33 protein-coding genes and 1 pseudogene are annotated in these 22,496 nt (G+C 54.9%); 29 read left to right on the top strand and 5 right to left on the bottom strand.

Annotated features, from left to right (window positions below; all coding sequences use genetic code 11):
• Positions 1 to 288: 288 nt before the first annotated feature.
• Both SK47_RS22365 and umuD read right to left on the bottom strand, forming a co-directional pair.
• On the bottom strand, positions 289 to 1,560 hold the full coding sequence (locus SK47_RS22365) for a Y-family DNA polymerase (protein WP_045325854.1): 1,272 nt from the start codon (positions 1,558 to 1,560) through the stop codon (positions 289 to 291).
• Positions 1,560 to 1,991, bottom strand: coding sequence for a translesion error-prone DNA polymerase V autoproteolytic subunit (gene umuD, locus SK47_RS22360; protein WP_045325852.1), 432 nt, complete (start codon positions 1,989 to 1,991; stop codon positions 1,560 to 1,562). Before umuD ends, SK47_RS22365 begins: the two co-directional genes overlap by 1 nt.
• Positions 1,992 to 2,222: 231 nt before the next feature.
• On the opposite strand from umuD, the gene parM reads away from it, so the two are divergent.
• From parM to SK47_RS22255, 20 genes and pseudogenes are all read left to right on the top strand, one after another.
• Positions 2,223 to 3,194: a plasmid segregation protein ParM domain-containing protein gene (gene parM, locus SK47_RS22355; RefSeq protein ID WP_080337221.1), complete on the top strand. Its 972-nt coding sequence runs from the start codon at positions 2,223 to 2,225 to the stop codon at positions 3,192 to 3,194.
• A gap of 2 nt (positions 3,195 to 3,196) precedes the next feature.
• On the top strand, positions 3,197 to 3,859 hold the full coding sequence (locus SK47_RS22350) for a plasmid partitioning/stability family protein (RefSeq protein ID WP_045325846.1): 663 nt from the start codon (positions 3,197 to 3,199) through the stop codon (positions 3,857 to 3,859).
• A 3-nt stretch (positions 3,860 to 3,862) separates the two neighbouring features.
• Positions 3,863 to 4,126, top strand: a complete 264-nt coding sequence (locus tag SK47_RS22345) for a hypothetical protein (protein ID WP_045325844.1) — start codon at positions 3,863 to 3,865, stop codon at positions 4,124 to 4,126.
• A 28-nt stretch (positions 4,127 to 4,154) separates the two neighbouring features.
• A complete protein-coding gene (locus tag SK47_RS22340) occupies positions 4,155 to 4,358 on the top strand; it encodes a hypothetical protein (RefSeq protein WP_045325841.1) in 204 nt (67 codons plus the stop codon).
• Between the two features lie 294 nt (positions 4,359 to 4,652).
• Complete coding sequence (locus tag SK47_RS22330) at positions 4,653 to 5,033, top strand: hypothetical protein (RefSeq protein ID WP_045325839.1); 381 nt, start codon at positions 4,653 to 4,655, stop codon at positions 5,031 to 5,033.
• A 405-nt stretch (positions 5,034 to 5,438) separates the two neighbouring features.
• Positions 5,439 to 6,131 carry a DNA methylase gene (locus SK47_RS22325; RefSeq protein ID WP_045325837.1) on the top strand — a complete coding sequence of 231 codons (693 nt, stop codon included), beginning with the start codon at positions 5,439 to 5,441 and terminating at the stop codon, positions 6,129 to 6,131.
• Positions 6,128 to 6,349, top strand: coding sequence for a hypothetical protein (locus SK47_RS22320; protein ID WP_013087144.1), 222 nt, complete (start codon positions 6,128 to 6,130; stop codon positions 6,347 to 6,349). The genes SK47_RS22325 and SK47_RS22320 overlap by 4 nt, the downstream gene beginning before the upstream one ends.
• 55 nt (positions 6,350 to 6,404) lie before the next feature.
• On the top strand, positions 6,405 to 6,827 hold the full coding sequence (locus tag SK47_RS22315; RefSeq protein ID WP_045325835.1) for a DUF1380 family protein: 423 nt from the start codon (positions 6,405 to 6,407) through the stop codon (positions 6,825 to 6,827).
• A gap of 354 nt (positions 6,828 to 7,181) precedes the next feature.
• On the top strand, positions 7,182 to 7,610 hold the full coding sequence (locus tag SK47_RS22310; RefSeq protein WP_048245170.1) for an antirestriction protein: 429 nt from the start codon (positions 7,182 to 7,184) through the stop codon (positions 7,608 to 7,610).
• A 41-nt stretch (positions 7,611 to 7,651) separates the two neighbouring features.
• The gene (locus SK47_RS22305; protein ID WP_045325832.1) at positions 7,652 to 8,062 is read left to right on the top strand and encodes a DUF1380 family protein; all 411 of its coding nucleotides are present in this window, start codon (positions 7,652 to 7,654) and stop codon (positions 8,060 to 8,062) included.
• Positions 8,063 to 8,111: 49 nt separating this feature from the next.
• Entirely contained in the window at positions 8,112 to 8,309 is a 198-nt protein-coding gene (locus SK47_RS22300) for a hypothetical protein (protein WP_047716053.1), read from the top strand.
• 751 nt (positions 8,310 to 9,060) lie between these two features.
• Positions 9,061 to 9,333: a DUF905 family protein gene (locus SK47_RS22295; protein ID WP_047716316.1), complete on the top strand. Its 273-nt coding sequence runs from the start codon at positions 9,061 to 9,063 to the stop codon at positions 9,331 to 9,333.
• A 43-nt stretch (positions 9,334 to 9,376) separates the two neighbouring features.
• Positions 9,377 to 9,742, top strand: a complete 366-nt coding sequence (locus SK47_RS22290; RefSeq protein WP_032641231.1) for a hypothetical protein — start codon at positions 9,377 to 9,379, stop codon at positions 9,740 to 9,742.
• A gap of 67 nt (positions 9,743 to 9,809) precedes the next feature.
• On the top strand, positions 9,810 to 11,828 hold the full coding sequence (locus SK47_RS22285; RefSeq protein WP_047716315.1) for a ParB/RepB/Spo0J family partition protein: 2,019 nt from the start codon (positions 9,810 to 9,812) through the stop codon (positions 11,826 to 11,828).
• Positions 11,829 to 11,866: 38 nt separating this feature from the next.
• Positions 11,867 to 12,301, top strand: coding sequence for a conjugation system SOS inhibitor PsiB (gene psiB, locus SK47_RS22280; RefSeq protein ID WP_047716314.1), 435 nt, complete (start codon positions 11,867 to 11,869; stop codon positions 12,299 to 12,301).
• On the top strand, positions 12,298 to 13,029 hold the full coding sequence (locus tag SK47_RS22275) for a plasmid SOS inhibition protein A (protein ID WP_048245168.1): 732 nt from the start codon (positions 12,298 to 12,300) through the stop codon (positions 13,027 to 13,029). Before psiB ends, SK47_RS22275 begins: the two co-directional genes overlap by 4 nt.
• On the top strand, positions 13,026 to 13,256 hold the full coding sequence (locus SK47_RS22270; RefSeq protein WP_032641239.1) for a hypothetical protein: 231 nt from the start codon (positions 13,026 to 13,028) through the stop codon (positions 13,254 to 13,256). Before SK47_RS22275 ends, SK47_RS22270 begins: the two co-directional genes overlap by 4 nt.
• On the top strand, positions 13,253 to 13,477 hold the full coding sequence (locus SK47_RS22265) for a hypothetical protein (RefSeq protein ID WP_075211912.1): 225 nt from the start codon (positions 13,253 to 13,255) through the stop codon (positions 13,475 to 13,477). Before SK47_RS22270 ends, SK47_RS22265 begins: the two co-directional genes overlap by 4 nt.
• A 191-nt stretch (positions 13,478 to 13,668) precedes the next feature.
• Positions 13,669 to 13,821, top strand: a pseudogene (locus tag SK47_RS24395) (DUF5431 family protein); the annotation flags it as partial.
• Positions 13,766 to 13,888, top strand: a complete 123-nt coding sequence (locus SK47_RS22255) for a type I toxin-antitoxin system Hok family toxin (RefSeq protein WP_223256846.1) — start codon at positions 13,766 to 13,768, stop codon at positions 13,886 to 13,888. The pseudogene SK47_RS24395 and the gene SK47_RS22255, both read left to right, overlap by 56 nt.
• 263 nt (positions 13,889 to 14,151) lie before the next feature.
• Here SK47_RS22255 and SK47_RS22250 read toward each other — a convergent pair whose 3' ends face one another.
• On the bottom strand, positions 14,152 to 14,637 hold the full coding sequence (locus SK47_RS22250) for a hypothetical protein (RefSeq protein WP_047716312.1): 486 nt from the start codon (positions 14,635 to 14,637) through the stop codon (positions 14,152 to 14,154).
• A 623-nt stretch (positions 14,638 to 15,260) separates the two neighbouring features.
• On the opposite strand from SK47_RS22250, the gene SK47_RS22245 reads away from it, so the two are divergent.
• Positions 15,261 to 15,554 (top strand): hypothetical protein, encoded by a 294-nt coding sequence (locus SK47_RS22245; protein WP_048245166.1) that lies wholly within the window; start codon positions 15,261 to 15,263, stop codon positions 15,552 to 15,554.
• A gap of 16 nt (positions 15,555 to 15,570) precedes the next feature.
• On the top strand, positions 15,571 to 16,392 hold the full coding sequence (locus tag SK47_RS22240) for a DUF932 domain-containing protein (RefSeq protein ID WP_048245164.1): 822 nt from the start codon (positions 15,571 to 15,573) through the stop codon (positions 16,390 to 16,392).
• Positions 16,393 to 16,420: 28 nt separating this feature from the next.
• Here the strand turns inward: SK47_RS22240 and SK47_RS22235 are convergent, their stop codons facing one another.
• Positions 16,421 to 16,960 (bottom strand): lytic transglycosylase domain-containing protein, encoded by a 540-nt coding sequence (locus SK47_RS22235; protein WP_048245162.1) that lies wholly within the window; start codon positions 16,958 to 16,960, stop codon positions 16,421 to 16,423.
• A gap of 575 nt (positions 16,961 to 17,535) precedes the next feature.
• Here SK47_RS22235 and SK47_RS22230 point away from each other — a divergent pair.
• On the top strand, positions 17,536 to 17,922 hold the full coding sequence (locus SK47_RS22230; protein ID WP_047353120.1) for a relaxosome protein TraM: 387 nt from the start codon (positions 17,536 to 17,538) through the stop codon (positions 17,920 to 17,922).
• Between the two features lie 38 nt (positions 17,923 to 17,960).
• Here SK47_RS22230 and SK47_RS22225 read toward each other — a convergent pair whose 3' ends face one another.
• Positions 17,961 to 18,602: an Arc family DNA-binding protein gene (locus tag SK47_RS22225; protein ID WP_048245160.1), complete on the bottom strand. Its 642-nt coding sequence runs from the start codon at positions 18,600 to 18,602 to the stop codon at positions 17,961 to 17,963.
• 197 nt (positions 18,603 to 18,799) lie between these two features.
• Between SK47_RS22225 and SK47_RS22220 the strand changes: the two genes are divergently transcribed.
• The 6 genes from SK47_RS22220 to SK47_RS22195 are packed head-to-tail and all read left to right on the top strand — an operon-like array spanning position 18,800 to position 22,487.
• Positions 18,800 to 19,153, top strand: a complete 354-nt coding sequence (locus SK47_RS22220; RefSeq protein ID WP_045897995.1) for a type IV conjugative transfer system pilin TraA — start codon at positions 18,800 to 18,802, stop codon at positions 19,151 to 19,153.
• 3 nt (positions 19,154 to 19,156) lie between these two features.
• Entirely contained in the window at positions 19,157 to 19,459 is a 303-nt protein-coding gene (gene traL, locus SK47_RS22215) for a type IV conjugative transfer system protein TraL (protein WP_045898089.1), read from the top strand.
• A gap of 5 nt (positions 19,460 to 19,464) precedes the next feature.
• A complete protein-coding gene (locus tag SK47_RS22210; RefSeq protein ID WP_048245159.1) occupies positions 19,465 to 20,046 on the top strand; it encodes a TraE/TraK family type IV conjugative transfer system protein in 582 nt (193 codons plus the stop codon).
• 11 nt (positions 20,047 to 20,057) lie between these two features.
• Positions 20,058 to 20,798, top strand: a complete 741-nt coding sequence (traK, locus tag SK47_RS22205) for a type-F conjugative transfer system secretin TraK (RefSeq protein ID WP_045898000.1) — start codon at positions 20,058 to 20,060, stop codon at positions 20,796 to 20,798.
• Positions 20,795 to 22,198: an F-type conjugal transfer pilus assembly protein TraB gene (gene traB / locus SK47_RS22200; protein WP_048245158.1), complete on the top strand. Its 1,404-nt coding sequence runs from the start codon at positions 20,795 to 20,797 to the stop codon at positions 22,196 to 22,198. Before traK ends, traB begins: the two co-directional genes overlap by 4 nt.
• 13 nt (positions 22,199 to 22,211) lie before the next feature.
• A complete protein-coding gene (locus SK47_RS22195; protein WP_047716238.1) occupies positions 22,212 to 22,487 on the top strand; it encodes a hypothetical protein in 276 nt (91 codons plus the stop codon).
• The last annotated feature ends 9 nt before the right edge of the window (positions 22,488 to 22,496 follow it).

Raw genomic sequence — 22,496 nt, 5'->3', positions numbered from 1 at the left:
GGATTTAACTGGGACCACGGTCCCACCTCCTACTTGCGTGGCAGAACTCGCCCGTCAACCCCACCGGGAATATCGATTCCACACACCGGACTTAACTGAGACCATGGTCCCACTCTGTTCAGCTGTTTCTATCACAATACTGATTTTGAGACGTTACAGTGATTCCTGTATTAGGTGCGTAAGAAGATTATGTTCGTTTTGTTCCCTGGTGCTTCCTCGCTCACTCGCGGGCTTCGCCCTGTCGTTCGGCTGCGGCGATCACTACTGGCTCTCTCTGAAAAGCGAAATTTAACTGATCCTCGCTATGGGGATATCTTTCCAGCGGGTGGTGTACGCAGGGGAGAGCATGTCGCGTTTCATTTGCCATGATGGCGCTATCCCTCGTCCGGCAAACCAGACCTGTCCCAGCCCGGAATGATTAATGCCATCGAGAACCTTCATCAGCTCAGCGCTGTGAGGACGTGGCGGACGTTCGTCGAACAGCTGCAGCTGCGAAACGCCGGAGCCGGTGAAGTCATTCAGCATCACACCGGCTTTGGCATACCGGTGCCCATCCTTCCAGATACGCTCCAGAGCCGTTGTGGCGGCCGCAATGATGTCCCGGGTGTCCTGAGTGGGGGTAAGCAGTTTCTCCGTGGCCACGTTGCCGTAGTAAGGCTCTTTAACGGCGAACGGAGACGTTTTGATGAATACGGAAATATGCCGGCAATACTGGCGCTCTTTACGCAGCTTTTCTGAGGCCCGCTCTGCGTACTGACAGACAGCCTGGCGGAGCGAATCGTATTCAGTGACCTTCTCGCCGAAGCTACGGCTGCAGACGATCTGCTGCTTTGTCGGCGGGGCTTCTTCAAGCGACATGCAGCTTTCCCCGTTCAGTTCGCGTACTGTTCGCTCGAGAACGACGGAGAAATTTTTGCGGATAAAGGCCGGGTTCGTCAGGGCCAGATCGAGCGCGGTTTTGATGCCCAGAACATTGAGCTTGCGTGCAATACGGTTTCCCACGCCCCAGATCTCTTCGACCGGCTGCAGTGAAAGCAGTTTCCGCGTTCGCTGTGGATTCCCCCGAGTCAGTGCGAGCACACCACGAAACTGTTTCCACTCTTTTGAGGCCCACTGGGCTGATTTTGCCAGGGTTTTCGTCGGCCCGGCACCCACGCCGATGGTCAGACGGGTACAGTCATACACGTGCTGGCGCAGCTGCCGGCCGAAGTCCTCCAGGTCCATGCAGTGCTCAACGCCGGTCAGGTCGAGGAACATCTCGTCAATCGAATACTGTTCCACCCTGGGGGCCAGCTCCTCCAGGCAGCTCATCACGCGTGCCGACATCGAGGCATAAAGTTCATAGTTGCTGGAGAATGCGTATATTTTTTCCGTGTAAGTCTCGTTTTTCATCTGAAACCACGGCGTGCCCATTTTTATCCAGGGCTTTGCCTCGGCACTTCTTGCGATGACGCAGCCATCGTTATTACTGAGCACCACAACCGGCTTTCCTTTCAAATCCGGGCGGAAAACACGTTCACAGCTGGCATAAAAGCTGTTCACATCTGCCAGGGCAAACATCAGTACATCTCCCTCGGTCGGTGGATGATGTGCGTGACGACACCAAAAATATCCAGATCGTCCGGGTCGGGATAAATCGGCGACCAGGCTGTGTTCATGGGCTGCAGCGTCAGTCGTGGCGTCAGCAGGAGCCGTTTAACCGTAAACTCCCCCTGCACGCTGGCCACAACAATATCGCCGTGCCGGGGTTTCTCTGCACTGTCCACAACCAGCAGATCACCATTGTAAAGGCTGCCGTCGGACATGCTGTCACCGCTGGCACGCAGATAGTAAGTCGCGCTCGGATGCCGTATGCAGTAATCATGGAGATCCAGGTCGGACTCGACATAGTCAGCGGCAGGGCTGGGAAAACCGCAGCTGGCCAGGTCTGCAAACAACGGATGGGCCTGTGGCGGGAGTGCTTTCCCGGTGCTGAAAAGCAGCAGTTTCATCTTTCCTCCTGACGTCTAAATGTACTGGTTATGTATACAGTATATTTAACAGCGTGAGGATAATCCAGATCACCTGCTCCATGAACAGGGTGAGTAACCGGAGTTACTCAAAATGCTCTTAAATATCATTTTGATTCTTTCATAATTCTCATAATGAGAAAAAATGCTTTTGTTTTTCCATTTTGCTCTTATAATATGTATCAAATTGAGTTTAATTGACGGAGCATAATGATGAATATTTACTGCGATGATGGTTCAACTAATGTTAAGCTGGCATGGTTTGAAGGAAACGAAATGCAGACCCGGGTTTCTGCCAACTCCTTCCGGCATGGCTGGAAAGTGGCGGAATTCAGTGCCGCAACGTTCAACTATCAGGTGGGCACGCTGAAATACACCTGGGACAGCGTCAGCCGGGATGCCATCCCGACAACAAACGTGGAATATCAGTACGGTGATCTCAACCTGCTGGCCGTGCATCATGCGCTGCTGAACAGCGGACTTGAACCGCAGCCGGTGAGCCTGACCGTGACGCTGCCCCTGAGCGAGTATTATGACGGGGACTGCCAGCGGAACGAGGAGAACATACGACGCAAACGGGAAAACCTGATGTGTGAGCTGGTTCTGAATAAGGGCAGGGCATTTACCGTAACGGATGTGAAGGTGATGCCGGAATCACTGCCGGCGGCGTTCTCCCGTCTCGCGGAGCTGAAGCCCGGACCCGCAGAGACCACCCTGATCATCGATCTCGGCGGAACCACGCTCGATGCCGGCGTGATTGTCGGACAGTTTGATGATATCAGTGCGGTACACGGCAATCCGTCTGTCGGCGTGTCACAGGTCACCCGCGCAGCCGCAGGCGCACTGCGGGCGGCAGACAGCGAAACCAGTGCGCTCATTGCTGACACGGTCATCCGTAACCGCAATGATCGCCAGTATCTACAGCGTGTGGTCAACGATGCCGGAAAAATCGACGATGTACTGAACAAAATTACAGAGGCCATCACTTCCCTGGGCGCGCGTGTCACCAGTGAGCTGACGGCCTTCAGGAACGTTAACCGGGTATTCCTGGTCGGGGGAGGGGCATCCCTCATTGAAGAGGCTGTCCGTCAGGCCTGGCCTCTGGCTCCTGACCGTATCGAGGTTATAGGCGATCCGCAGCTGGCGCTGGCCAGAGAGATTGCCCTTTACAATAAAGAGGACTAAACGTGCCGGACGGCCAGTATTCTTTCTATCTGCACAGCGACGATCGCACCGACATCGCGGCGATGGCGACCATCAGCACCATCTCACAGCCCCTTCGCGGTGACTTCATCCGGACCGCCGCCACCGCCGGGGCGGTGATGTACCAGACGGATGCCCGTTTACCGGCGCTGATCCCGGTGTTCTTTGACGGGCATCTGAGCGCCATCCGGCTTTGTGCCGTGATGGCGCTGGTATCCGGCACCTGGTCTTCACTCTCAGGACTTCCTGATGAGCCTGATGGTGGCGTGGCGGCTCTGGCCATGTCACCGGAGACGGAATACCAGCGCCGGCGTTACACCCTGACGCTTCAGGATGACCGGAGCAGTGAACGGGTTGAGCGTGTGCTGACGGGCGTGTCATCCCGCCTGCGCGGAGAGCTGCTGAGAAACCTGATTATCACCGGTCTGGCCCTGCATACGACCGCACCGGAGCTGCCGCGTCTGCTGGCCAGTATGCCGGTACCGCCCGGCACGGTCAGCGAGCTGCACGTGGTGGTTCAGCAGATGGCCGGTACGGCTGGCGTGAGTAACGCAGCAATGCCGGAGAAACCAGCAGAGTCTGCCGCGCAGGTTTCCGGTGAAGCGACCAGAATAAAGAAAAATATGCGACGGGCATTCGGAGACTAAAACATGTCAGTGATTAAACAAAAGGCAGAACAGTGCATTCATACCTTTCTGCGCGCCCGGAACGTGCCCGAATCCCAGTGGCCGGAACGGGTCAAAAAGACCGGCAGGGGAATGATACTGGCAGGCGTGGCCGTCGTGGTTCCCGGCGTTCTGGTTGATAACATTTCCCTGCCGGTGACAATCGCGATGCAGGTCTGCTACGCCTCGCTGATCGGCATCGGGGTTCTCCTGGCGTTTGACGAGAAAAAACCTGAGGGGCGGGGATGAGTATGAACATTAAACTGAAGGAAACTGTATGCAGCTTGAAGAACTGACAGGAGAAGAACGCACGCTGGTAGTTGTGGCATTGCAGGCGCTGCACCGTGAGAGATTAACCGCATCAAATGCCGTCTTTACGGCCTGTAGTCTGGCCGGAAAAGAGCAGCCGCCGGAAGAGATTTTTGGGCTGCGTGAAGTTCAGGATGCGCTGAGACGTATGGGTGCTGCACCTGCGCGTTAAATCCGGCCCCGTACATTTCAGGGCAAAAAAACGGCAGGGTGACATCTCTCCCTGCCGGTGACAATTGCGATGCAGGTCTGCTATGCCTCGCTGATCGGCATCGGGGATCTCCTGGCTTTTGACGATAAAAAGCCGAAGAGCCGATCCTGAGCAAGAACATCATTCAGAGTGGTAACCAGACAGCCAGGGAGAGACTGATGCAAAAGGTTAAGAGAGCGGGGCTGACGCTGGCGGCGGCCAGCGAGCTGTTGAACTGTCAGAAAATAAAGGAAATGAACACAATGAGGAGGACAAATGAAGTGTAATACTGCAATTTTGTTTGTGGCGCTCACACTGGCAATGCCTGGTGCGGTGAATGCCGCAGCCACAGTGGCGGTTCTTAACCAGATGGCCGCGCAAAAGCAAAAGGAACGTGAAGACCAGCTCGAAGCCGTGGAACGTGATGCTTTGGCTCAGCCTGATGCATGGAAAGCGTATCTACAGGTGTCTGACGCAGTGCCTGCTGATGCTCCCATCATGCTGCAAAACCGCTACCGCAGCCTCGCCATTTCACTGGCACTGAAGGCTGCAATGGCCTGTTCCCCAGACGCCCTCAAGCTCCTCGGGCGTAACGACGTAATTGAGTTTCGCGTACTCCGAACATCGTTAGTCTCAGCCTGCAGAACAGCTAAATAAGTTTCGTGCCAGCTGCCCACTTCCAGATTCCAATCTTCAGCTGGCATTGTCTCATTTTCTCAATCCTGTAACCCTCTGTCCTGCATTGTTCTCTTCAGGACTAAAAAAAACGGCAGGGTGACATTTCATTCCTGCCGTCAAATAAAAGGATGTCGGTTCCCTCCTCTTTAATGGCCGCCAGTCGGCGGCGTGTTCAACGCCGTGCCTTCACGCTAACCCGGCCGCTGCGGTCGCAAGGGTTCACATTGTCTCCGTCCTCACCCGTTCGCACCTTTCACGGTGCATTCAGCCCGTGAAAGGCTTGCGCTGCGGCTTGCGGCGTCGCCCCTGCGCCCTCCGCTTTCCGCCGGGTTTTTGTGGCGGCACGGCGCAACAGGGTGCCGCATATCAGAGAGGAGTATGTCTATGTCCCGTTTTATTCTGGGTGACTGCGTGCAGGTGATGTCCCGTTTTCCGGCGCGTGCCGTCGATTTTATTCTTACCGATCCGCCTTATCTGGTTGGCTATAAGGACCGTACCGGCCGCACCCTGGCCGGGGACAACTCTGCCGAATGGCTCCAGCCCGCATGTCATGAAATGTACCGCGTGCTGAAAAACGACAGCCTTATGGTGAGCTTCTATGCCTGGAACCGCGCGGATCTGTTTCTGAATGCGTGGAAAGCGGCTGGCTTCCGGGTGGTTGGCCATATCGTCTTTGCCAAGAGCTACGCCTCAAAATCGACGTTCGTGGGTTACACCCATGAGAGCGCCTACCTGCTGGCGAAGGGGAGGCCGCAAACCCCGGACCGTCCCATCCCGGACGTGATCCCCTGGAAATACACGGGCAACCGACACCATCCGACGGAGAAGCCGGTGCAGAGCCTGCGGCCACTGATTGAATCGTTCACGCGTCCGGGGGCCATTGTCCTTGACCCGTTCGCCGGCAGCGGCTCCACCTGCGTGGCCGCCGCCGAAGCCAGCCGCCGCTATATCGGGATCGAGATGCTTGAGCAGTACCACGCCGCCGGCGTCCGCCGTCTGGCACAGGTTGAACGGGCGAGAAGGATGCCGGCGGCCAATGACGGCGCGTTTTACCCTGACTGGCCGGAGGCCGCATGAATTACCCGGGCCTTGAACACCTGCGCGCGGACGTGGCCGCGCTCAGCAATGCCATGTGTGATGTGCGGATGCTGCTGAACCGCCTCGAATCGCAGCACCGGCACGACGCGGCAACGCTTACTGAACGTATGGCAGCGCAGACCCTGCGCCGGATCAACACCCTGCTTCTGGAAGCCTACCGCGAAGCCCTGGTGCTGGACGAGACTTTTCAGGACTGACTGACCCTGCCGGGCTGAGGCCCGGCCTGTAACCCCTTACAAGAGAGAAAAAACAATGTACGGAACCCGTGAAGAACTTTGTGAAGATCTTGAAAACATGTTCACGTCTGACGAACTCCTGGTCCTGCTGGTCTGGACGGAAGAGGGGATTAGCGTGGCCTGCCGTGAAGCCCAGCCAGAACCGGACGGGGCTGAAATCCGGGAAGTGATGAAGGCGCTCGGCGAAATGAAAATGACGCAATACCGTCAGGAGGGGGTAAATAATCTGACTATCAGCGATCTTCTGACCCGTCAGCGCGAAGCGGCAAACCGTCAGGTGAGCGTTCCGGCGGTACTCCTGTCCCGCGTCCTGCGTAACTATGAATGCGAGCTGGAAAACCGGATCGGTATGGCCTGGGAAGCCGGGCGGCAGGAGCCGGAATCTGTCAGGGATGAGCTTAATAACGTTCGCGCCTTACAGGAGGCGCTGGCCGCCTGAGAGAACGCCGGGGTAACGCCCCGGCAACCGGTGGCTATCCACTGCGAAAAGGATGTCAGTGTCTTCCGCTTTTATCCGCCGCCGCCCTCCGGGCCACGTCGGGACAATGAAACTCCCCTGAAGCTCCGTGCGGTGACGGCATGCGCCGTGACTTCACTGTAGCCCGGCCGCATCGGCCAAAAGGGTTCGCTGACGCCTCCGTCCTCACCCGTTCGCACCCTTCACGGTGCATTCAGCCCGTGAAGGCTTTGCGCTGCGGCTTGCGGCGTCGCCCCTGTGTCCTCCGCTTTTCGCCGGTCTGTCGTGTCGTCACGGCGATGCCGGAACCGAGAATATGTTAACCGTGGAGGATCTATGAACCAGACCGTGACCTGTGATGCTGTTCGTCTTGAGGGTGCGCAGCGCCTGACTTTCCTGCCTGATTTGTTTGGCGGCGATTTTATGACGTCCGAGGCGTCCGTGTACGCCTACGCCCAGCGCTACTGCCCCGAGTATCAGGGAGGATTCTGGCAGTTTTACCGGCTGCCGGACGGGGGCGGATTTATGGCTCCGGATGTGGAGAGCCTGACCCTGTGCAATCCGGATAACTGGTTTGAGCAGACTGTCAGCGGGGAAGTAGCGGGGAACATCCTCACGGCACTGGTACTGAATCACCGTAGCTGGCACCACAGCAACCATGACCATGAAGAACTGTGCCGCCACTTCTGCCGCCGTTATGAGCAGCTTATGGCATTTGCCGACACCCATCCGGAAAGAGCCACCATCTGGCGTGCCCTTGACTGACTGACTACGGGCGGCGATGCCGCCCGATAAAAGGAGAAAAAATGATTGGTACAGCAAGAGAAATTGCCCTTGAAATGTTCAGACATTCCGACCTCGATGGCGAGAAATACGTTTTCGCCTGCTGGAATCGAAATGACATTCGTTGCGTCTGCCTTGACTGGGATTTAACCGATGAGGAACTGGATGAAGTCTTGCGTCGGCTAAGTTCCTGCCTTGAAAGTGGCGCGGATATCGGCCAGATACGGGCGATAGTCGAAACCATGCTCGATGAGCGACGCGAGAAGCGAACCGTGACTATTCCCGCGAAATCGCTGGCCTTAGTCATGCAGCTTGCAGGACGGGAGATGCAGCGTATCGCCGTATGCGCGGAGGATGGCGGCGGATCAGCAGAAGAAACCCTGAAAGAAGAAAACGACGTCATGATGAGCCTGCGCGCTGCGCTTGAGGCCTGACAGAGAAGCCGGAGGCGTTGCCTCCGGAAACTGAAAAAAGGAGAACACCATGCAACTGTCACCGGAAACCCGCAGTATCCTGCACCAGTATAAAACGCTCATCAACGAGCGACGTCGCGAATCCGGACTCAGCCCTGTAACCACAGCGAAAGTGCTGGATGAGATCTGCGAATCTGCTACCCGCCAGTGCGCCGTCTATCTTTGCGGCCACTTCATTCTCCAGGGCGGTGAGGGCGACGGACAATAAATAATCCGGGCGGGGCATATGCGCCGCCTGTTCGCGCGCGAAAACCCTGTCATCCCTTCGGGCTGACGGGGCGGCAAGGCCAGCGCCTGCGGCGCTGCCCCCTCCCGCCCTGATGTTAGCCCGGGGCGATGCAGATGAAAGCCATTGTGAGGGCAAATTGTCACGGATACGGTCCTGTGTGGTGTGGTGTGGTGTGGTGTGGCGTGGCGTGGCGTGGTCGCCAGCTCTGAAACCCGATCAGCAAATCCTCTGAAAACACCTGAATCCCTCTTCTGGCCCCCTTCGGCTCCCGGCCAGCGCTGCTGTCCGGTCGTCGAGCCCCACTCCGCCAGGGCGGCCGCTGCGCACCCGCCAGGCTCCGCCGAACCCCTGCGGGTTTCGGGCCATACGGCTAGGGTCTGATGGCAAAGGTCAAAGGCTGCGGCTTCTCCGGCCGTGCCGTCCGGAACGCCTTCACCGCGCCGGCTGATGCCGTCGCTTTAATGGCGCCACGCCGTTCCGACGTGTCGGGTGTGTGCATCCTGTTCCCCCGGTGAAGCCATCACCCGTGCGTCCTCACGCGGAGGGCTTGTCGTAGCACCGTCGGGTCGTCATCCAAGGGGTGAAATGCACTCCGCCAAAACTTTTTGCGTGCCGCAAAAACTTTAGTCTCCGCCCCTTTCCTTCCTCCCTTCGCCGTTGCTCCTTTGCCCTTTGCCGCGAGAGAACTCACCAGGGAGATGGACAACCATCACCACAGGAGAAAACCAGGATGCACACACGAAACGTCAACGTCAAAACCGCCGCTCAAGAATCTTCCAGGAAGATGGGGGAAGAACAAAACCCTGTTTCTGTCGCGCGGGAATGGGTGGCTCAGGCCACTGCGCTGAAAACGGGGGTCACCGTCACCGTATCCGATGTGTCCCGATACGGCGACGTGCAGGTGGAGATCCGCACCAACGGAACGCTTAACTGGCGCGCCTGGTCTTTTGAGCCTGATTTTCTGTTTGAACTGAAACGCAACCTGCAATACGTGCAGCTTTAACCGGAGGCCGGATGTCCGGCCTTAACCCAGAGAAGGAGGAAACATGCAGAACCTTAACACCCGTCCGGCGACCCGTAAGGTCGGGCAGAGCACAGAAATCGTGAAGCTGCTGCGCATTCAGGCCAGCGACACCCACGTGGTCGAGTTTGACAACGTGGACACCCGATTTAATGACTGCAACAACTGGCAGGTGATGGCAGGAGGCAAACGTGTCCTGTTCAGCAACCGCATGTATGAGCGTTTTTCAGATGTGAAATCGGGGATCGTGGCAACGATCAACGTGTGTGAAAACAGCGGCAGCGTAACGGATAAAGCGATGCTGGAAGGGGCAAAAGTCATGATGCAGGTTCTTGATGGCTATCCGTCCTTTGCAGCACTGGCAGCACACCCCAAACGCATTACCGGTTAACCGAGTGCCGTGACCGGAGGGCAATCCGGCCACGGCTAACCACAATTATCACTGAGAGGTAAAAATTATGGTCGCCACCAATACTACGGCAAAAAAACCAGCCAGGACCACCCGTCAGACAAAATCTGCGGAAAAAATCGTGCAGTCTGGCGAGGAGAAGCTCGTCCAGCTGCTCGCAGATACGCCCGTGCAAATCTTCCCGTACTCACGCCTGTCACGCACTGACTTAAACACGCGCATCATTCCGCATACCGATCAGGAAGTGGAAGAGATGGCAGACAGCATTCAGGCAATGGGCATCCTGCAAAACCTGATCGGTGCAGAACTGCCGGACGGTACGATCGGCATTGTCGGCGGGGAAGGTCGTCGCAGAGGCACAGGCATTCTGGTGATGCGCGGTGTACTTGATGCAGACACGCCGTTTGTTCCGGTGAAAGTCCTGCCCGTGGAGATGGCTGTGGCGGCCTCGATGATCGAGAACGGCCGACGTAAAAACATGCATCCCGCCGAGCAGATTATCGGTTTTCGTACCCTTCAGCAGGAAGGTAAAACGGCCTCTCAGATCGGCGCACTGATGGGCTACCACCCGCGCCACGTTCAGCGCTGCCTGAAGCTGGCGAATCTTGCCCCCTCCCTGCTTGATGCGCTGGCGCGGGATGAAATCACCCTTGAGCATTGTGAAGTGATGACCCTTGCCGACACTCATGAACGGCAGCTACAGGTCTGGGAAGAAGCGAAGGCACAGTGGAACGGCAGTATGCCAATGCCCCATACACTTCGCAAAATGGTGACTGACGACAAGATGGCCATCAGCCACCCGATGTTTGAGTATGTGGGCGAGGAAGCCTATACCGCCGCTGGCGGTACGCTGACCGCCGATCTGTTCAGCGACAGGGACAGTACCTTTGCCGATGCGGCGCTGGTGAGATCCCTGCTGGCTGGCAAGCTTACCGTGCTCGCCGCCCGCGTTAAGCAGGAGCAGGGCTGGGGCTGGGCTGAGTTCCGCATGACGGAACTGCGCGCCAGCGGTGAGGACGGTGAACTGTACCGTTTTGCCATGCCGAAAGCTGTCCTGACGGAAGAAGAACAGAAGCGTGTCAGTGAGCTGGAAGAACAAATGGAAGCTACTGAAACCTACGATGACGAATACGAGCTTCAGCAGCAGATCGATGACATTTACTGCGAGGCGGAGTATCGCGAAGCCACGCCGGAATTTCGCGCCGCGCACGGTATCTGGGTGTCATGGGATGGTGACAGTTTTCAGGTTCAGCCTGGTATCCGCAGGCTGACCGACGAAGACCGGGCAGCAGAAGAACAGGCGCGTCAGGAACGTGAAAGTAAAGTGATCACATACACCACGCCTGAAATCCCCGCTGATGCCTATCCGGCAACGCTGGTTAAGGCCATGTCTGCGGAGCGCACTCTTGCCGTTCAGGCCGAACTGGCGGGTCGTCCCGACGTGTCGGTGGCGCTGCTGACGTGGACACTGTGCCTCAGTATGTTTGACCGCAGCTACGGTAAACGCAGCGAACCGCTGAAAGCATATGTGACCTCGAATCAGCACCACCTTGCATCACTGGCTCCATCCGGAGAAGAAGGGAAGGCGCTGACGGCGCTCAATGCACAGAAAAAAGCGCTTCAGGCAACGCTGCCAGAAAACTGGCATCTCGATTTCACCTGGCTGCTGTCATGGTCAGCAGAGCAGGTGAACACCCTGCTGGGATTCTGTGCGGCGCATGGTATTAACGGCATTCAGGAACGCCTGTATAACCGCACGGACACCAGTGAGCTGGACGCGCTGGAAGCAGCGCTGGACTTTGACCTGCGCAAGTGGTGGCAACCGGGTGCAGAGAGCTACTTCGGCAAGCTCACCATCGCCCAGATTGGCAAAGCCTATGAAGAAGCCGGACTCAGTGCCCGCGCCGGAGAGATTGTGAAGCTCAAGCGCCGCGATGCGGCGAAGGCCGCCGAACAGGATCTGAATGCTCAGGGCTGGCTGCCTGACTGGATGGTGCGCCCTGCGCCAGCCGCTGAGGCTGAAGAAGCCACTGAATCCGACGCTGATACCACTGACCACGCTGCTTAATACCGGAGGCCGCCGCCTTCGGGCGGCGGAGAAAAGACATGACCATGCAATATGACCTGAACCGAATCAACTCCCTGACCGCATCCGACATGGAGTTTATCCGTCAGCAGGGCGAGGATGCGCGTCGCGCCCTCAGCGATGCCGTGACCGGCCTCCTGTCGACACCTGAAGGATGGCGCGTCTGCGCCGAGTTCCGCAGCGAGTTTGGCGGCTTCTTCCCCGTCCAGTGCCGCTTCAGCGCGGACGGCAGTGATGACTGGCATCTGTGCGTGTGCAGTCCCGGCGAAGTCTCGCCGTACTGGCTTCTGGTGCTGCTATCTTCCGGCGGTGAAGTGGTGCGTACCCTTTACCAGAGCGACACGCTCCAGCCCGACCGGATCAGCCAACTGATCGCGCAGCTGGCAGGTATGCGCCGCTTTAACTGCACTGCCAGCACCGTGGCGAACCTGATGAGCGGGGAGGTGACAGCATGATCCCGTCCTCACACGCGTTCGTTTCCCTGAAGCCAGCCCGTCAGGCTGCAATACAGGCTATCAGCCATGTTGAGTCTGCCCGCGAACGCGGTGCACGGCTGCCCGCCATGCCGTATGTGCGTACCTTTCTGCGCCTGTTCACGGGAAGCGGACGCCTCAACGCCACGGTGGCTAATAAAATACCTGGCCTGCACTGGGTGCCAAATAACCGACATTCGAACCTGAAACAGGTCGAGGAGGCACTTAACACGATGATTGCAACCAGTGGTGAAGCTTGCCCGCTGCCGCTCACAATTGACGTACAGGCCGAACTGTTTCCTGAAGTCATGCACACCCGCACGGGGCGACGGCTGCACAGGTCCGGCATCAAGACCACACGCCAGTTGCGCCGTCAGTCACGCGAGTTTGAACAGCGCTGGAAGCTGCGCCAGAACCTGCTGGAGCAGGCGAAAATCGACCTGAATTTTCAGTCGCCTGAAACCGTCTGCACCTGGTACACCCGGTGGAGCGACGAGTTTGACGCGGCAGAGCTTGCCGGATCGTTCTGGCGCTGGCAGTCGCGGTTCGCGTCGCTGAAGGAACTTGACTGGCTTCGCATCAGTGGCGAGCCGCTGTATGCAGTGATGTACGAAATCCCGTTTATCGTGCGGGAGACTCCGGAATCTGTCCGTACTGCTGAGCGCTGGCAGGTACCGAACAAGTTGCGGTATCAGCAGGGGGCGGAATGAGAAATAACCCCTGCAAGACGGAGCTGAAAGTCGCCCGCAGCCAGCGTAACAAGCTCCGTACCATGTCGGCAAAGCTGAAAGAGATGTGCTGCGAGTGGGACGGACTCAGTGGCTGGCTGGAAACCGAAAGTGAGCAGCTGGCTGAGAGTATAGACAGGCATCTTGAGGCGCTCGAAGACCAGATCCGCGAGTGGTCAGAAGGTACGGATAACCGGGAGGGATATTGAGCATTATCAGCCGCAGGTTCGACAAAAAAGAGACAGGAACCGTGTTCCGGCATGCTGAAAGCGGGAAGATACTGTACCGTCTTGATGCCCGGCTGGAACGGGATGACTGGGAAATGTTGCAGGCGTTGATCGGCCTTGTCTATAACGCCGGCGTGGCCGCCGGAAGCGAACAGCGAGCCGCCGAGATTCGTGAGGCACTGGGGATTTCAGGAGCTGAATGATGCGGAAAAACGATGAGAATTTATACAGTTTTCAGTCTGTTATTCCTGGGCAGATGATCGACAACGGGATATAATGGCGATGGCGCTTGAGGCTTTTTGCCTCATGACGTGAAGGTGGTTTGTTGCCGTGTTGTGTGGCAGAAAGCAGAAAGCCCCGTAGTTAATTTTCATTAACCCACGAGGCCCACTGAATGTCTAGTCAACACCAGTATGGCCTCTTACCGTGCAATTTGCAAGGAGGAGTAAACCATGAAACTGCCGCGAAACGCCCTTATCTGGTGCGTATTAATCGTGTGTATAACGCTCTTAATATTCACATGCCTGACCCGGAACCGCTTATGCGAACTCCGGCTAAAGGACGGGGACAGGGAGGTCGCGGCAAGCCTGGCTTACGAATCCAACGGTAAGTAGCAACCTGGAGGCGGGGGAAACCCCGCCTTTTCAGGAGCTGAGTTGGCCTGATATGCCTGAAGCGCCTTTATGAAGGGGTTGCCGGTTCGCCGTCAGCCCCTTTTTCCTTCCCGACGCGACCGCACGCCTGAACTTCCGGGAAGGGCAGTTCCCCCTGCGGGGAACGGGGCTGGGCGGCAGCGCCTCCGGCGCTGCCCGTTCTCTTCCCTTCCGCTAATCATGTTAATGCTAATGTACGCATCCATTAGCATTATTGGAAAAAGTCATTTTTCCCTGTTCCGTACTGCGCGGATGCCTGTCTGATAGTGCTTTTTCACACTTTCAATGTCACTGAGGGTGGAGGCCTGGCAGGATTGTGCGGCAAGACGGTAGCGGGAAGCTATTTCATCCAGGATGGCAGGCGTATTGTCGCGGCTGCGGTGCTGGCGACCTTTCTGGCCAAAAGTGGCGACAATTATGTCCTGACTACCCGAGCGGCCGAAAAGACGCATACAAAGACGCTTTACAATAAGCGGCGTTAAGTCCAGATCGATGCTGTCAGCTATCTCAAAAATAAAATTCAGCATTCGGTAGGTTTTATAGCGTTTAACAGCAGCGCTGAGGCGTGCAGCTCGCTGTGGGAGTTCCCAGGAATCATCAGAATAACGCAGCAGTTCAGCCTCATAATCCCGGGTAAGATGTTCGAGTGTGTATTTAAAGTTGCGGTAAAAGTAAGCGCGGGACTGCTCGGTCTGAGATTCTTCAGCCATTTTATGTACCGGTTATTAATGCTAATGGATGCATACATTAGCATTAAATAGCGGAGTGTTCAAAATTTCCTCTCTTGCCCGGAGATCAGAACGTAGAAGTGATGCAGCAGCTCTGCGGCCATAACCCGAAAACAGGGCAGGGCGATGGCCCCCTTCGGCTCCCGGCCAGCGTTGCTGTCCGGTCGTCGAGCCCCACTCCGCCAGGGCGGCCGCTGCGCACCCGCCAGGCTCCGCCGAACCCCTGCGGGTTTCGGGCCATACGGCTAGGGTCTGATGGCAAAGGTCAAAGGCTGCGGCTTCTCCGGCCGTGCCGTCCGGAACGCCTTCACCGCGCCGGCTGATGCCGTCGCTTTAATGGCGCCACGCCGTTCCGACGTGTCGGGTGTGTGCATCCTGTTCCCCCGGTGAAGCCATCACCCGTGCGTCCTCACGCGGAGGGCTTGTCGTAGCACCGTCGGGTCGTCATCCAAGGGGTGAAATGCACTCCGCCAAAACTTTTTGCGTGCCGCAAAAACTTTAGTCTCCGCCCCTTTCCTTCCGCCCTTCGCCGTTGCTCCTTTGCCCTTTGCCGCGAGAGAACTCACCAGGGAGATGGACAACCATCACCACAGGAGAAAACCAGGATGCACACACGAAACGTCAACGTCGAAACCGCCGCTCAAGAATCTACCGGAAGATGTGATTCAAACCTCACCACGTCCCAGTTCACGGATCTGTTTTGCTGGGTCCTGGCAGCATCGGAAGGGGAGCCACAACCGGCAATTTTTACGCCGCCAGAGAATGCCACTGAGCTGACGTTAATTTATGACGAATGCACGGATTATATCTCTGTCTGGGTTGTAGATGGTCGCCCGGTGGCAGCTGCAATGCCGCTGGATAATTTTCACCGCGTTATTCCTTCATCACTTACTAAATAATCAGGAGTAAATAAAAATGGTCAGTTTCGCAAGCCGCTATCGTATGCCTACCTCGATCCGTAAAGACCGTCCGCTGACGAATGAGGAATTACAGCTCATCGTTCCGAGCGCGTTTTCATCGGACAAACACGATTCACGTTCTGAACGTTATACATATATCCCGACCATAAACATTCTTGATCGTTTACGTGATGAAGGTTTTCAGCCGTATTATGCAACTCAGTCACGTACACGTGACCAGGATAAACGCGACTTTACAAAGCATATGCTTCGGCTGCGTCGTCATGACCAGATTAACGGAAAAGAAGTACCGGAAATTATTCTGCTGAATAGCCATGATGGTTCAAGCAGCTATAAAATGATCCCCGGTATGTTCCGTCAGGTTTGCAGTAATGGTCTGGTTGCATGGAAGGATTTTGGTGAAATCCGCGTACCCCACAAAGGTGATATTGTCGGACAGGTTATTGAAGGCGCTTACACGGTGCTGAAAACATTTGACGCGGTTGATGAAAATATTGACCTCATGAAAAGCATTCAGCTCACTTTGCCTGAGCAGCGCCTTTTTGGTGCGACCGCCCTGGAACTTAAGTACGATGGAAAACCAGCGCCGATTACACCGGAGCAAATTATTAACCCTCGCCGCGTGCTCGACAGAGGCCAGGATTTATGGACCACGTTTAACGTGGTGCAGGAAAATGTGATCCGTGGGGGTATTCGTGGCAGAACGGAAAAAGGGAAGATGACCAGAACGCGGGAAGTCACCGGAATAGATGGTGACATCAAATTAAATCAGGTGCTCTGGAAAATGGCCGAGGAGTTTGCAAAACTGAAGGCCTGAAAATTAAGCCGCTCACCAGAGCGGCTTTTTACTGTCCGCTGTTTAACGATGCTGTTTCTGCAATTTTAATCTCATTCTCCTTTCCAGCAGCTGGCGCGAGACGTTCAGAAAGTAACTTTTTTCTGGCCAGTAATACGCGATATATATTTTTGATGTCCTGTGCATAGGCCTTGCGCTGCGCAATGAGCTTTTTGCTCGGCCCCGTATTATACATCCCCACGCTGTCCCAGTTTTTTCCGTATGACCTGAAGTTGTGCGCCAGTACCCATGCACCCGTATAAACGCAGATACATGGATCATTTAACAGGCGCTCACGGGTAATATTGAAGTTTTTAAGTTTACCGTAATGAGAGCTGTTCACCTGCATCCCGCAGACATCTTCTGTCCCATTCCGGTTTGATCCATTTATCGCATCTGGTACCAGATGGCTCTCTTTAATCGAAATTGACATAAGCAGAAGCGGATCAATTTGATAATCTTTCCCGGCCTGATCAAAGCACATCTGCGGAGCTGCGCCAGCAGATAGTGAAAGAGTCAGCAAAGCAGCAGGCAGTAACGATATTTTCATGGTTTGGCCTTTTAGCGAAATAAACGGGCCCTGGAGAGGCGCTTTAAAAAATACCCCGGCGGATCGTCGTAATCAAGTAAATTCACTACAAACGCGCGTGAGCGCTTTCCTGCGGGGATTTAACACCCGCCCGAAATAAACATGTCAGAGCAGCAGTCGGTATTAACATGCCGCTCTTTACTAACCCTTTAAAACATCACACCCCACGCAAGACTTCGCCTTGCAGTTTTTTTCTTTAAATTCAGTGGAATGAGTGGTTTTTATTTTCGTAATTTTTGAGTGTACGGGCTTAAAGTGTGTTGCCCAACACACATTGCAGTGCCTGATTAGGCACTGCAATGTGTGCTAATAAAGCACTTTGAAGTGTGGGGATTGTGTGTATTCAATTATTAGAGTAACTTAAAAATAGACAGTGCCTGAACCACACACTTCATAGTGCCTGATTAGCACACATTTTTAGGGATGGGTTATCTATAAAATCAGATGGTTACCTGAACCCTGTACCACTGATAGCTGTTAAAGTTCGCCATTGCAGTGCCGCATTAGGCACTACCTTAGAACATCGAGACATTATTATGCCAAGAAAGAACATTTACTTTAAAGACAAAATTGACCGCGAAATACATGATATTCTTGAAATAGAACTACAGAAAGGGGCCACCACATCTGAGATGAACTATTCATCAATTGTCAACGAATTAGTACGTCTTGGGCTAATGGTTTACAAATCGAAAGAAGAGGGAAGCACATTTGACCTGGATGGCTTCAGACGTGACCTGATAAAAAAAGTTTCCGGGTCACGCGAAGGTATTATGATTCTGACCGCCCTTGTCTCTGACATCTTCGTCACACTTAAAGGCCCCGACTCTGGCGTGAAACTGGAAGAACTCATAAACACCAACATCAGTGCAATTAACGATGCGGAAGATAAAGCCGAAAAAGACCACTTCCTTGCAGGATAAATTAGCAACTTTGGCCGGAACACTCCGGCCAGAATCGATCACTGAGACGGTCTTTCGTTCCACGAAAGCTCGCCTTTCTCCACCTCCCTTATTTTTTCCTTCAGGAACACCTCAAACTCCATGCAAAGCACTTTTAGCGCCTGCGCATCCTCGTTCTGGTCAAGTAACCTTTCCGTGAAATAACCCAGCGTATTCATCAGGCGGGTAAGCATTTCGTCATTAAGACTACGGTTATGCACCTTCGCCATTGCCCTGATTTCATCTGCAAGATTCTCAGGAATACGCATACTGTAGCCGGTTGTTTTCCCGGGGAGCAAAATTCTTTCACCCTCACGCCACACCCACAATTGCTCCTGCTTGAGCGGTGTTTTAATTTCACCCCCAACCTCAACGGACTCTTCATCAAGTAATCTTCCAAGCCACTCCTCAAATCTCACCGCCAAAGCTATTAACCTCTCTCCCTCCGCTGTTTTAATAACAGGCTTCCCGGTTTGATAATTAAGGGACAGCAACAACCTGGCAATAATTTCTTCATTTACACTCCTGTTGCCAGCCCGGGCGCATATTCTCAACTCCATAAGCAAATTATCAGGAGCCCGCAACCGCCATTCCACAGCTTCACCCGGCTGAAACTTCCTTGGACGGCCGCGACCATCCCACATTTTCTCTTTAACTTTCATAGCTATAGATCCCGCAGGCCATTTCTGAACTTTCTGGTCAGCAAAGCCTACTCACTTACATATTCAGATAAATCCGAATGATTATATGAAAGTGTGACATGCGTCACAGTTTTTTTTTTTTAGGGTCATGGGACAATTGCGCCCGCGTAAACAAGCACTTACGCGATTCACTTTTGTTTACTTCGGAGAAAACAATCATGTTAACCAAAGGCAGTGCCCTTAACGTCGGTAAGGGATGGGCGGTAGCGTCTTTATTCCGCAAAGCACGCGAAAATCGCCAGACTAAATTTTACTTAAAGTCAGTAGGCGCTTTTTTAATTGCACTTATGGTCACTCACCCGGCATTCGCCAGCGGCACCGACCTTCTTTCCTCACAGAACACCACGGTTAATTCAACCTTCGGTTCTGGCTCATCATTGATTAAATGGTTTTACATTGCCGAAATCATCATGGGCCTGTTTATTTACATCAAGGCTCGCTCACCGCTGGTATTCGTCGGTATCGTGATGGCAATTATCTTTACCCGTGTCGCCTTCGGCATCGCGAGTTAAATGATGAGCAGGGAAGAAGATAAATACTACTTCCCGGAAACTCTGAACCAGCAGGAACGTTATTTAGGCTTACCGATTGATGAGCTAATTGTTACCGCACCCCTTATTTTACTGGGGGTGCTTAACAACATGTCGGTCGAGCTTGGAGTAATTGCAGGCCTGCTCTGGTTTCTTGTCCGATATCTGAAAAAAGGGCAGGGGTCATACTGGCTGCTTAATTTCTGCTACTGGCACCTGCCATCACTTTTATTCAAAGTCACATTTCGCCAGATACCCGACTCAAGTTTCCGTCACTGGAGGGCATAGTTTTCATGAAACTGAATATTAAAGGAGAGCGCGATAAACAACTCCGCTATGCGTTTATTGGTCTTTCAGCTTTAACTTTACTCATGGGCGCAGGGAATGTACTGACTGGCTCACTGGCATGGTATTTCGCCACCACCCAGAAAACCATCACCACGCCATTAACGTTTAATCGCCCGTTCGCATCCGATTCAAAAAGTGTGGATGCCACCGGCCTGACACAATTCGCCGCTTCCTTTATTTACTGGCGACTGAACGTAAGCCCGGAAAACATCGACAACAACCAGAAAATGATTCTTGGATTCGTCCCTTCCGCCGAGCGGGACGTACTCAAGAAATCCCTGGACATTGAAGCTGAACGCATCAAAAAAGCGGGCATAACCACCCAGTTCGATACGAAAGAAATTCGTGTTATTGATGATAACACCGTGCAGTACAGCGGAGTTCTGAAACCATCCACCACCAACGGCGCAATCACCACGCCACTGAAAGACCAGGAAAAAACCTACCGACTGAAACTGAGTTATGACAATGGTGTGATTAACCTCCACAGCTTTGAAGAACTCAAGCCGGCATCTCCCACTAACTAACAGGACTGCCCATGAAATTTCGCATTTCACCGGCAGCTGCTGCTGTGTTTCTGGCAGCGGGATTATTCACAAGCGGCCTTCGGGCCGCTTCCGCACCCGCAGCCATTCCGTTTGAGAACGACGCCGCCTTTAACGTCACACTCAGCAACACCAACCCAAGCAAGGTTGTTGTCGACGGAGAACTCATTACCAGCATCAGCGGACCAACCGGTGCCTACGACCAGAGCACAACCGATGACGGAGCACTTATCCTGTCCCCCCTCGTCGGCCAGAACTTCACGCTGTTCATCCAGACCGACCGCGGCTCCTCCCTGAGCCTTAACATCAGGCCGCAGCCGGGTAATGGCAAAACACTGCGCTTCACCCCAGCGTCACCACCACTTCGCAAGAATGACGACGCGAAGGCATGGGAAGAAGGGCAGACCTACGAAAAAACGCTGGTCGCACTGTCCCGTGCCGTAGTCAACGGCCAGGTACCGGACGACTACCAGGAATATCCGGTCAGCCGCATGCCGGCATACACACCCGCCAGTGATGTACGCCTGACACCGGAACGCCAGTTTGTGGGTAACCACCTGCGTGTCGTGCGCTTCCGGATGAGCAACCCCGGAAACATCACCCGCGACCTGCGCGAGCGTGACTTCTGGCACAAGGGCGTCAGAGCCGTAATGCTGTCACAAAACAAACTGTACGCCGGTGGCGAAGGCTACGCCTGGATTGTGTTTTCAGATGACGGAGACACCCGCCCATGAACCTGAATGAAAATCTGAAAACCCGCCGAAAGCAACTGGCCATCCTTGCCGCCGTTATCATAGGGGGCGCGGCTGCAACGGGCGGTGTCATATGGTACGGCAAGTATCAGCAGGCTCAGAAGCAACCCGCACCAGTTGCAGCCCCAAATATGACCGGTGTCGTTACCGCCGCGTTTAACCAGCAGGTTAACGATGCCGCACTGGCACAGCAGCAGGCAAAGACCTCCGCACTTGAGGACAAGCTCACCACGCTCACCCAGCAGTTTGCACAGAACAAGCTCACTACCGAGCAACAGCTGGCCAAAAAGGATGAAGAAATTCAGCGCCTGAATGACCAGCTCTCGAAAGCCCCCGGCAGCAACGCGACCACTGGCCAGCAGACACCACCTGCCGGTCAGAACGGAACACCACTCCCCGGCCCCGTTGCTGCCGGTCAGGCCCGACCTCCCGAATACACTGTGACCCCCACAGGAGCACCGGCCGCCACTGGTGTCAACATGGGGCAGGGCACAGGGTTCTATCCGGGCGGCTCAGGTCAGCGTATGACGGGCGGGCTGTCGACCACAAAATTCAGCTATGAAAGCCTGAAGAAAAAGCCAACCAGACTCCCCTGGATTCCGTCCGGCTCGTTCTCTGATGCCATCCTGATTGAAGGCGCTGACGCCAACGCCAGCGTCACCGGTCAGCAGAACACCCAGCCAGTCACCATTCGTCTGCTGGGGAACATCCAGATGCCCAACAACAAAGAGTACAGCGCAGACGGCTGCTTTGTGGTGGGTGAAATCTGGGGTGATATCTCCAGCGAGCGCGGCGTTGTCAGAACGAAATCACTCAGTTGCGTGCTGAAAAACGGCAAACATGTCGATATGACGTTCGATGGCCACGTGAGCTATCAGGGTAAAGGTGGTGTTCGCGGTAAGCCCGTTATGCGAAACGGCATGATTGTCGGCTATGCGGGGGCAGCAGGCCTCCTGTCTGGCTTTGGCGAGGGTATCAAATCGGCGGCAACGCCATCCGTGGGCATCGGCGCCACAGCTGACGTTGGCGCGGCAGATGTGTTTAAGCAGGGCTTTGGCGGCGGGGCCAGTAAGGCTGCTGATACGCTGAGCCAGTACTGGATTAAGCGCGCAGAGCAGTATCACCCGGTAATTGATATTGGTGCCGGCAACCTGGTTACTGTTGTGTTCCAGAAAGGCTTCCGCCTTGAAACCATCGAGGATGCTGAGGAAGCGAAGGCGAAAGAGGAAATGCAGAAAGCCGGCAACGCCGCGCAGAACGCCGTGACTCCGCAACCTGCGAGCCAGACCACAGCATCCGGCACTGCCTCCGTGGGCAACATCAACCCGGACGACGTTCTACGCCAGGCCAGCCAGTTGCGCCTCGGTGACACCATCAACTAATGAGGGAGTGAAGATGAAAGCACGAAAATTACTACTTTGGGCAACAACCAGATGGAGGCCAGGACTGACATTCATCGTTTCATGGTCCATTTTGTTCGCCACGCTTTTCTCCAGTTTTAAGTGGATACAGCTAACCGGATTATGTCTCTGGGCGGCAGGAAATCTTTTTCTGGCTGAATCAATTCCCGGTGGCATGGTGTGGCGTGAGCTGCACTCACCACCTTCAGACGCAACACCGGAAGAAAAGGAGGCTAACCCTCCTGGTTCCGGCAACACCATCAACCGATGAGGAAACGCA

It is taken from the genome of Enterobacter sp. BWH52, from assembly GCF_001037565.1.
In the GTDB taxonomy this organism is placed as follows: Bacteria; Pseudomonadota; Gammaproteobacteria; order Enterobacterales; family Enterobacteriaceae; genus Enterobacter; species Enterobacter hormaechei_C.
This window is presented reverse-complemented; position numbering and strand designations above follow the sequence as displayed.

Excerpts from the sequence above, each read along its gene's own strand:
- SK47_RS22365 (WP_045325854.1), bottom strand. The coding sequence starts at position 1,560 with ATGTTTGCCCTGGCAGATGTGAACAGCTTTTATGCCAGCTGTGAACGT.
- umuD (WP_045325852.1), bottom strand. The coding sequence starts at position 1,991 with ATGAAACTGCTGCTTTTCAGCACCGGGAAAGCACTCCCGCCACAGGCC.
- parM (WP_080337221.1), top strand. The coding sequence starts at position 2,223 with ATGAATATTTACTGCGATGATGGTTCAACTAATGTTAAGCTGGCATGG.
- SK47_RS22345 (WP_045325844.1), top strand. The coding sequence starts at position 3,863 with ATGTCAGTGATTAAACAAAAGGCAGAACAGTGCATTCATACCTTTCTG.
- SK47_RS22340 (WP_045325841.1), top strand. The coding sequence starts at position 4,155 with ATGCAGCTTGAAGAACTGACAGGAGAAGAACGCACGCTGGTAGTTGTG.
- SK47_RS22330 (WP_045325839.1), top strand. The coding sequence starts at position 4,653 with ATGAAGTGTAATACTGCAATTTTGTTTGTGGCGCTCACACTGGCAATG.
- SK47_RS22325 (WP_045325837.1), top strand. The coding sequence starts at position 5,439 with ATGTCCCGTTTTATTCTGGGTGACTGCGTGCAGGTGATGTCCCGTTTT.
- SK47_RS22320 (WP_013087144.1), top strand. The coding sequence starts at position 6,128 with ATGAATTACCCGGGCCTTGAACACCTGCGCGCGGACGTGGCCGCGCTC.
- SK47_RS22315 (WP_045325835.1), top strand. The coding sequence starts at position 6,405 with ATGTACGGAACCCGTGAAGAACTTTGTGAAGATCTTGAAAACATGTTC.
- SK47_RS22310 (WP_048245170.1), top strand. The coding sequence starts at position 7,182 with ATGAACCAGACCGTGACCTGTGATGCTGTTCGTCTTGAGGGTGCGCAG.
- SK47_RS22305 (WP_045325832.1), top strand. The coding sequence starts at position 7,652 with ATGATTGGTACAGCAAGAGAAATTGCCCTTGAAATGTTCAGACATTCC.
- SK47_RS22300 (WP_047716053.1), top strand. The coding sequence starts at position 8,112 with ATGCAACTGTCACCGGAAACCCGCAGTATCCTGCACCAGTATAAAACG.
- SK47_RS22295 (WP_047716316.1), top strand. The coding sequence starts at position 9,061 with ATGCACACACGAAACGTCAACGTCAAAACCGCCGCTCAAGAATCTTCC.
- SK47_RS22290 (WP_032641231.1), top strand. The coding sequence starts at position 9,377 with ATGCAGAACCTTAACACCCGTCCGGCGACCCGTAAGGTCGGGCAGAGC.
- SK47_RS22285 (WP_047716315.1), top strand. The coding sequence starts at position 9,810 with ATGGTCGCCACCAATACTACGGCAAAAAAACCAGCCAGGACCACCCGT.
- psiB (WP_047716314.1), top strand. The coding sequence starts at position 11,867 with ATGACCATGCAATATGACCTGAACCGAATCAACTCCCTGACCGCATCC.
- SK47_RS22275 (WP_048245168.1), top strand. The coding sequence starts at position 12,298 with ATGATCCCGTCCTCACACGCGTTCGTTTCCCTGAAGCCAGCCCGTCAG.
- SK47_RS22270 (WP_032641239.1), top strand. The coding sequence starts at position 13,026 with ATGAGAAATAACCCCTGCAAGACGGAGCTGAAAGTCGCCCGCAGCCAG.
- SK47_RS22250 (WP_047716312.1), bottom strand. The coding sequence starts at position 14,637 with ATGGCTGAAGAATCTCAGACCGAGCAGTCCCGCGCTTACTTTTACCGC.
- SK47_RS22245 (WP_048245166.1), top strand. The coding sequence starts at position 15,261 with ATGCACACACGAAACGTCAACGTCGAAACCGCCGCTCAAGAATCTACC.
- SK47_RS22240 (WP_048245164.1), top strand. The coding sequence starts at position 15,571 with ATGGTCAGTTTCGCAAGCCGCTATCGTATGCCTACCTCGATCCGTAAA.
- SK47_RS22235 (WP_048245162.1), bottom strand. The coding sequence starts at position 16,960 with ATGAAAATATCGTTACTGCCTGCTGCTTTGCTGACTCTTTCACTATCT.
- SK47_RS22230 (WP_047353120.1), top strand. The coding sequence starts at position 17,536 with ATGCCAAGAAAGAACATTTACTTTAAAGACAAAATTGACCGCGAAATA.
- SK47_RS22225 (WP_048245160.1), bottom strand. The coding sequence starts at position 18,602 with ATGAAAGTTAAAGAGAAAATGTGGGATGGTCGCGGCCGTCCAAGGAAG.
- SK47_RS22220 (WP_045897995.1), top strand. The coding sequence starts at position 18,800 with ATGTTAACCAAAGGCAGTGCCCTTAACGTCGGTAAGGGATGGGCGGTA.
- traL (WP_045898089.1), top strand. The coding sequence starts at position 19,157 with ATGAGCAGGGAAGAAGATAAATACTACTTCCCGGAAACTCTGAACCAG.
- SK47_RS22210 (WP_048245159.1), top strand. The coding sequence starts at position 19,465 with ATGAAACTGAATATTAAAGGAGAGCGCGATAAACAACTCCGCTATGCG.
- traK (WP_045898000.1), top strand. The coding sequence starts at position 20,058 with ATGAAATTTCGCATTTCACCGGCAGCTGCTGCTGTGTTTCTGGCAGCG.
- traB (WP_048245158.1), top strand. The coding sequence starts at position 20,795 with ATGAACCTGAATGAAAATCTGAAAACCCGCCGAAAGCAACTGGCCATC.
- SK47_RS22195 (WP_047716238.1), top strand. The coding sequence starts at position 22,212 with ATGAAAGCACGAAAATTACTACTTTGGGCAACAACCAGATGGAGGCCA.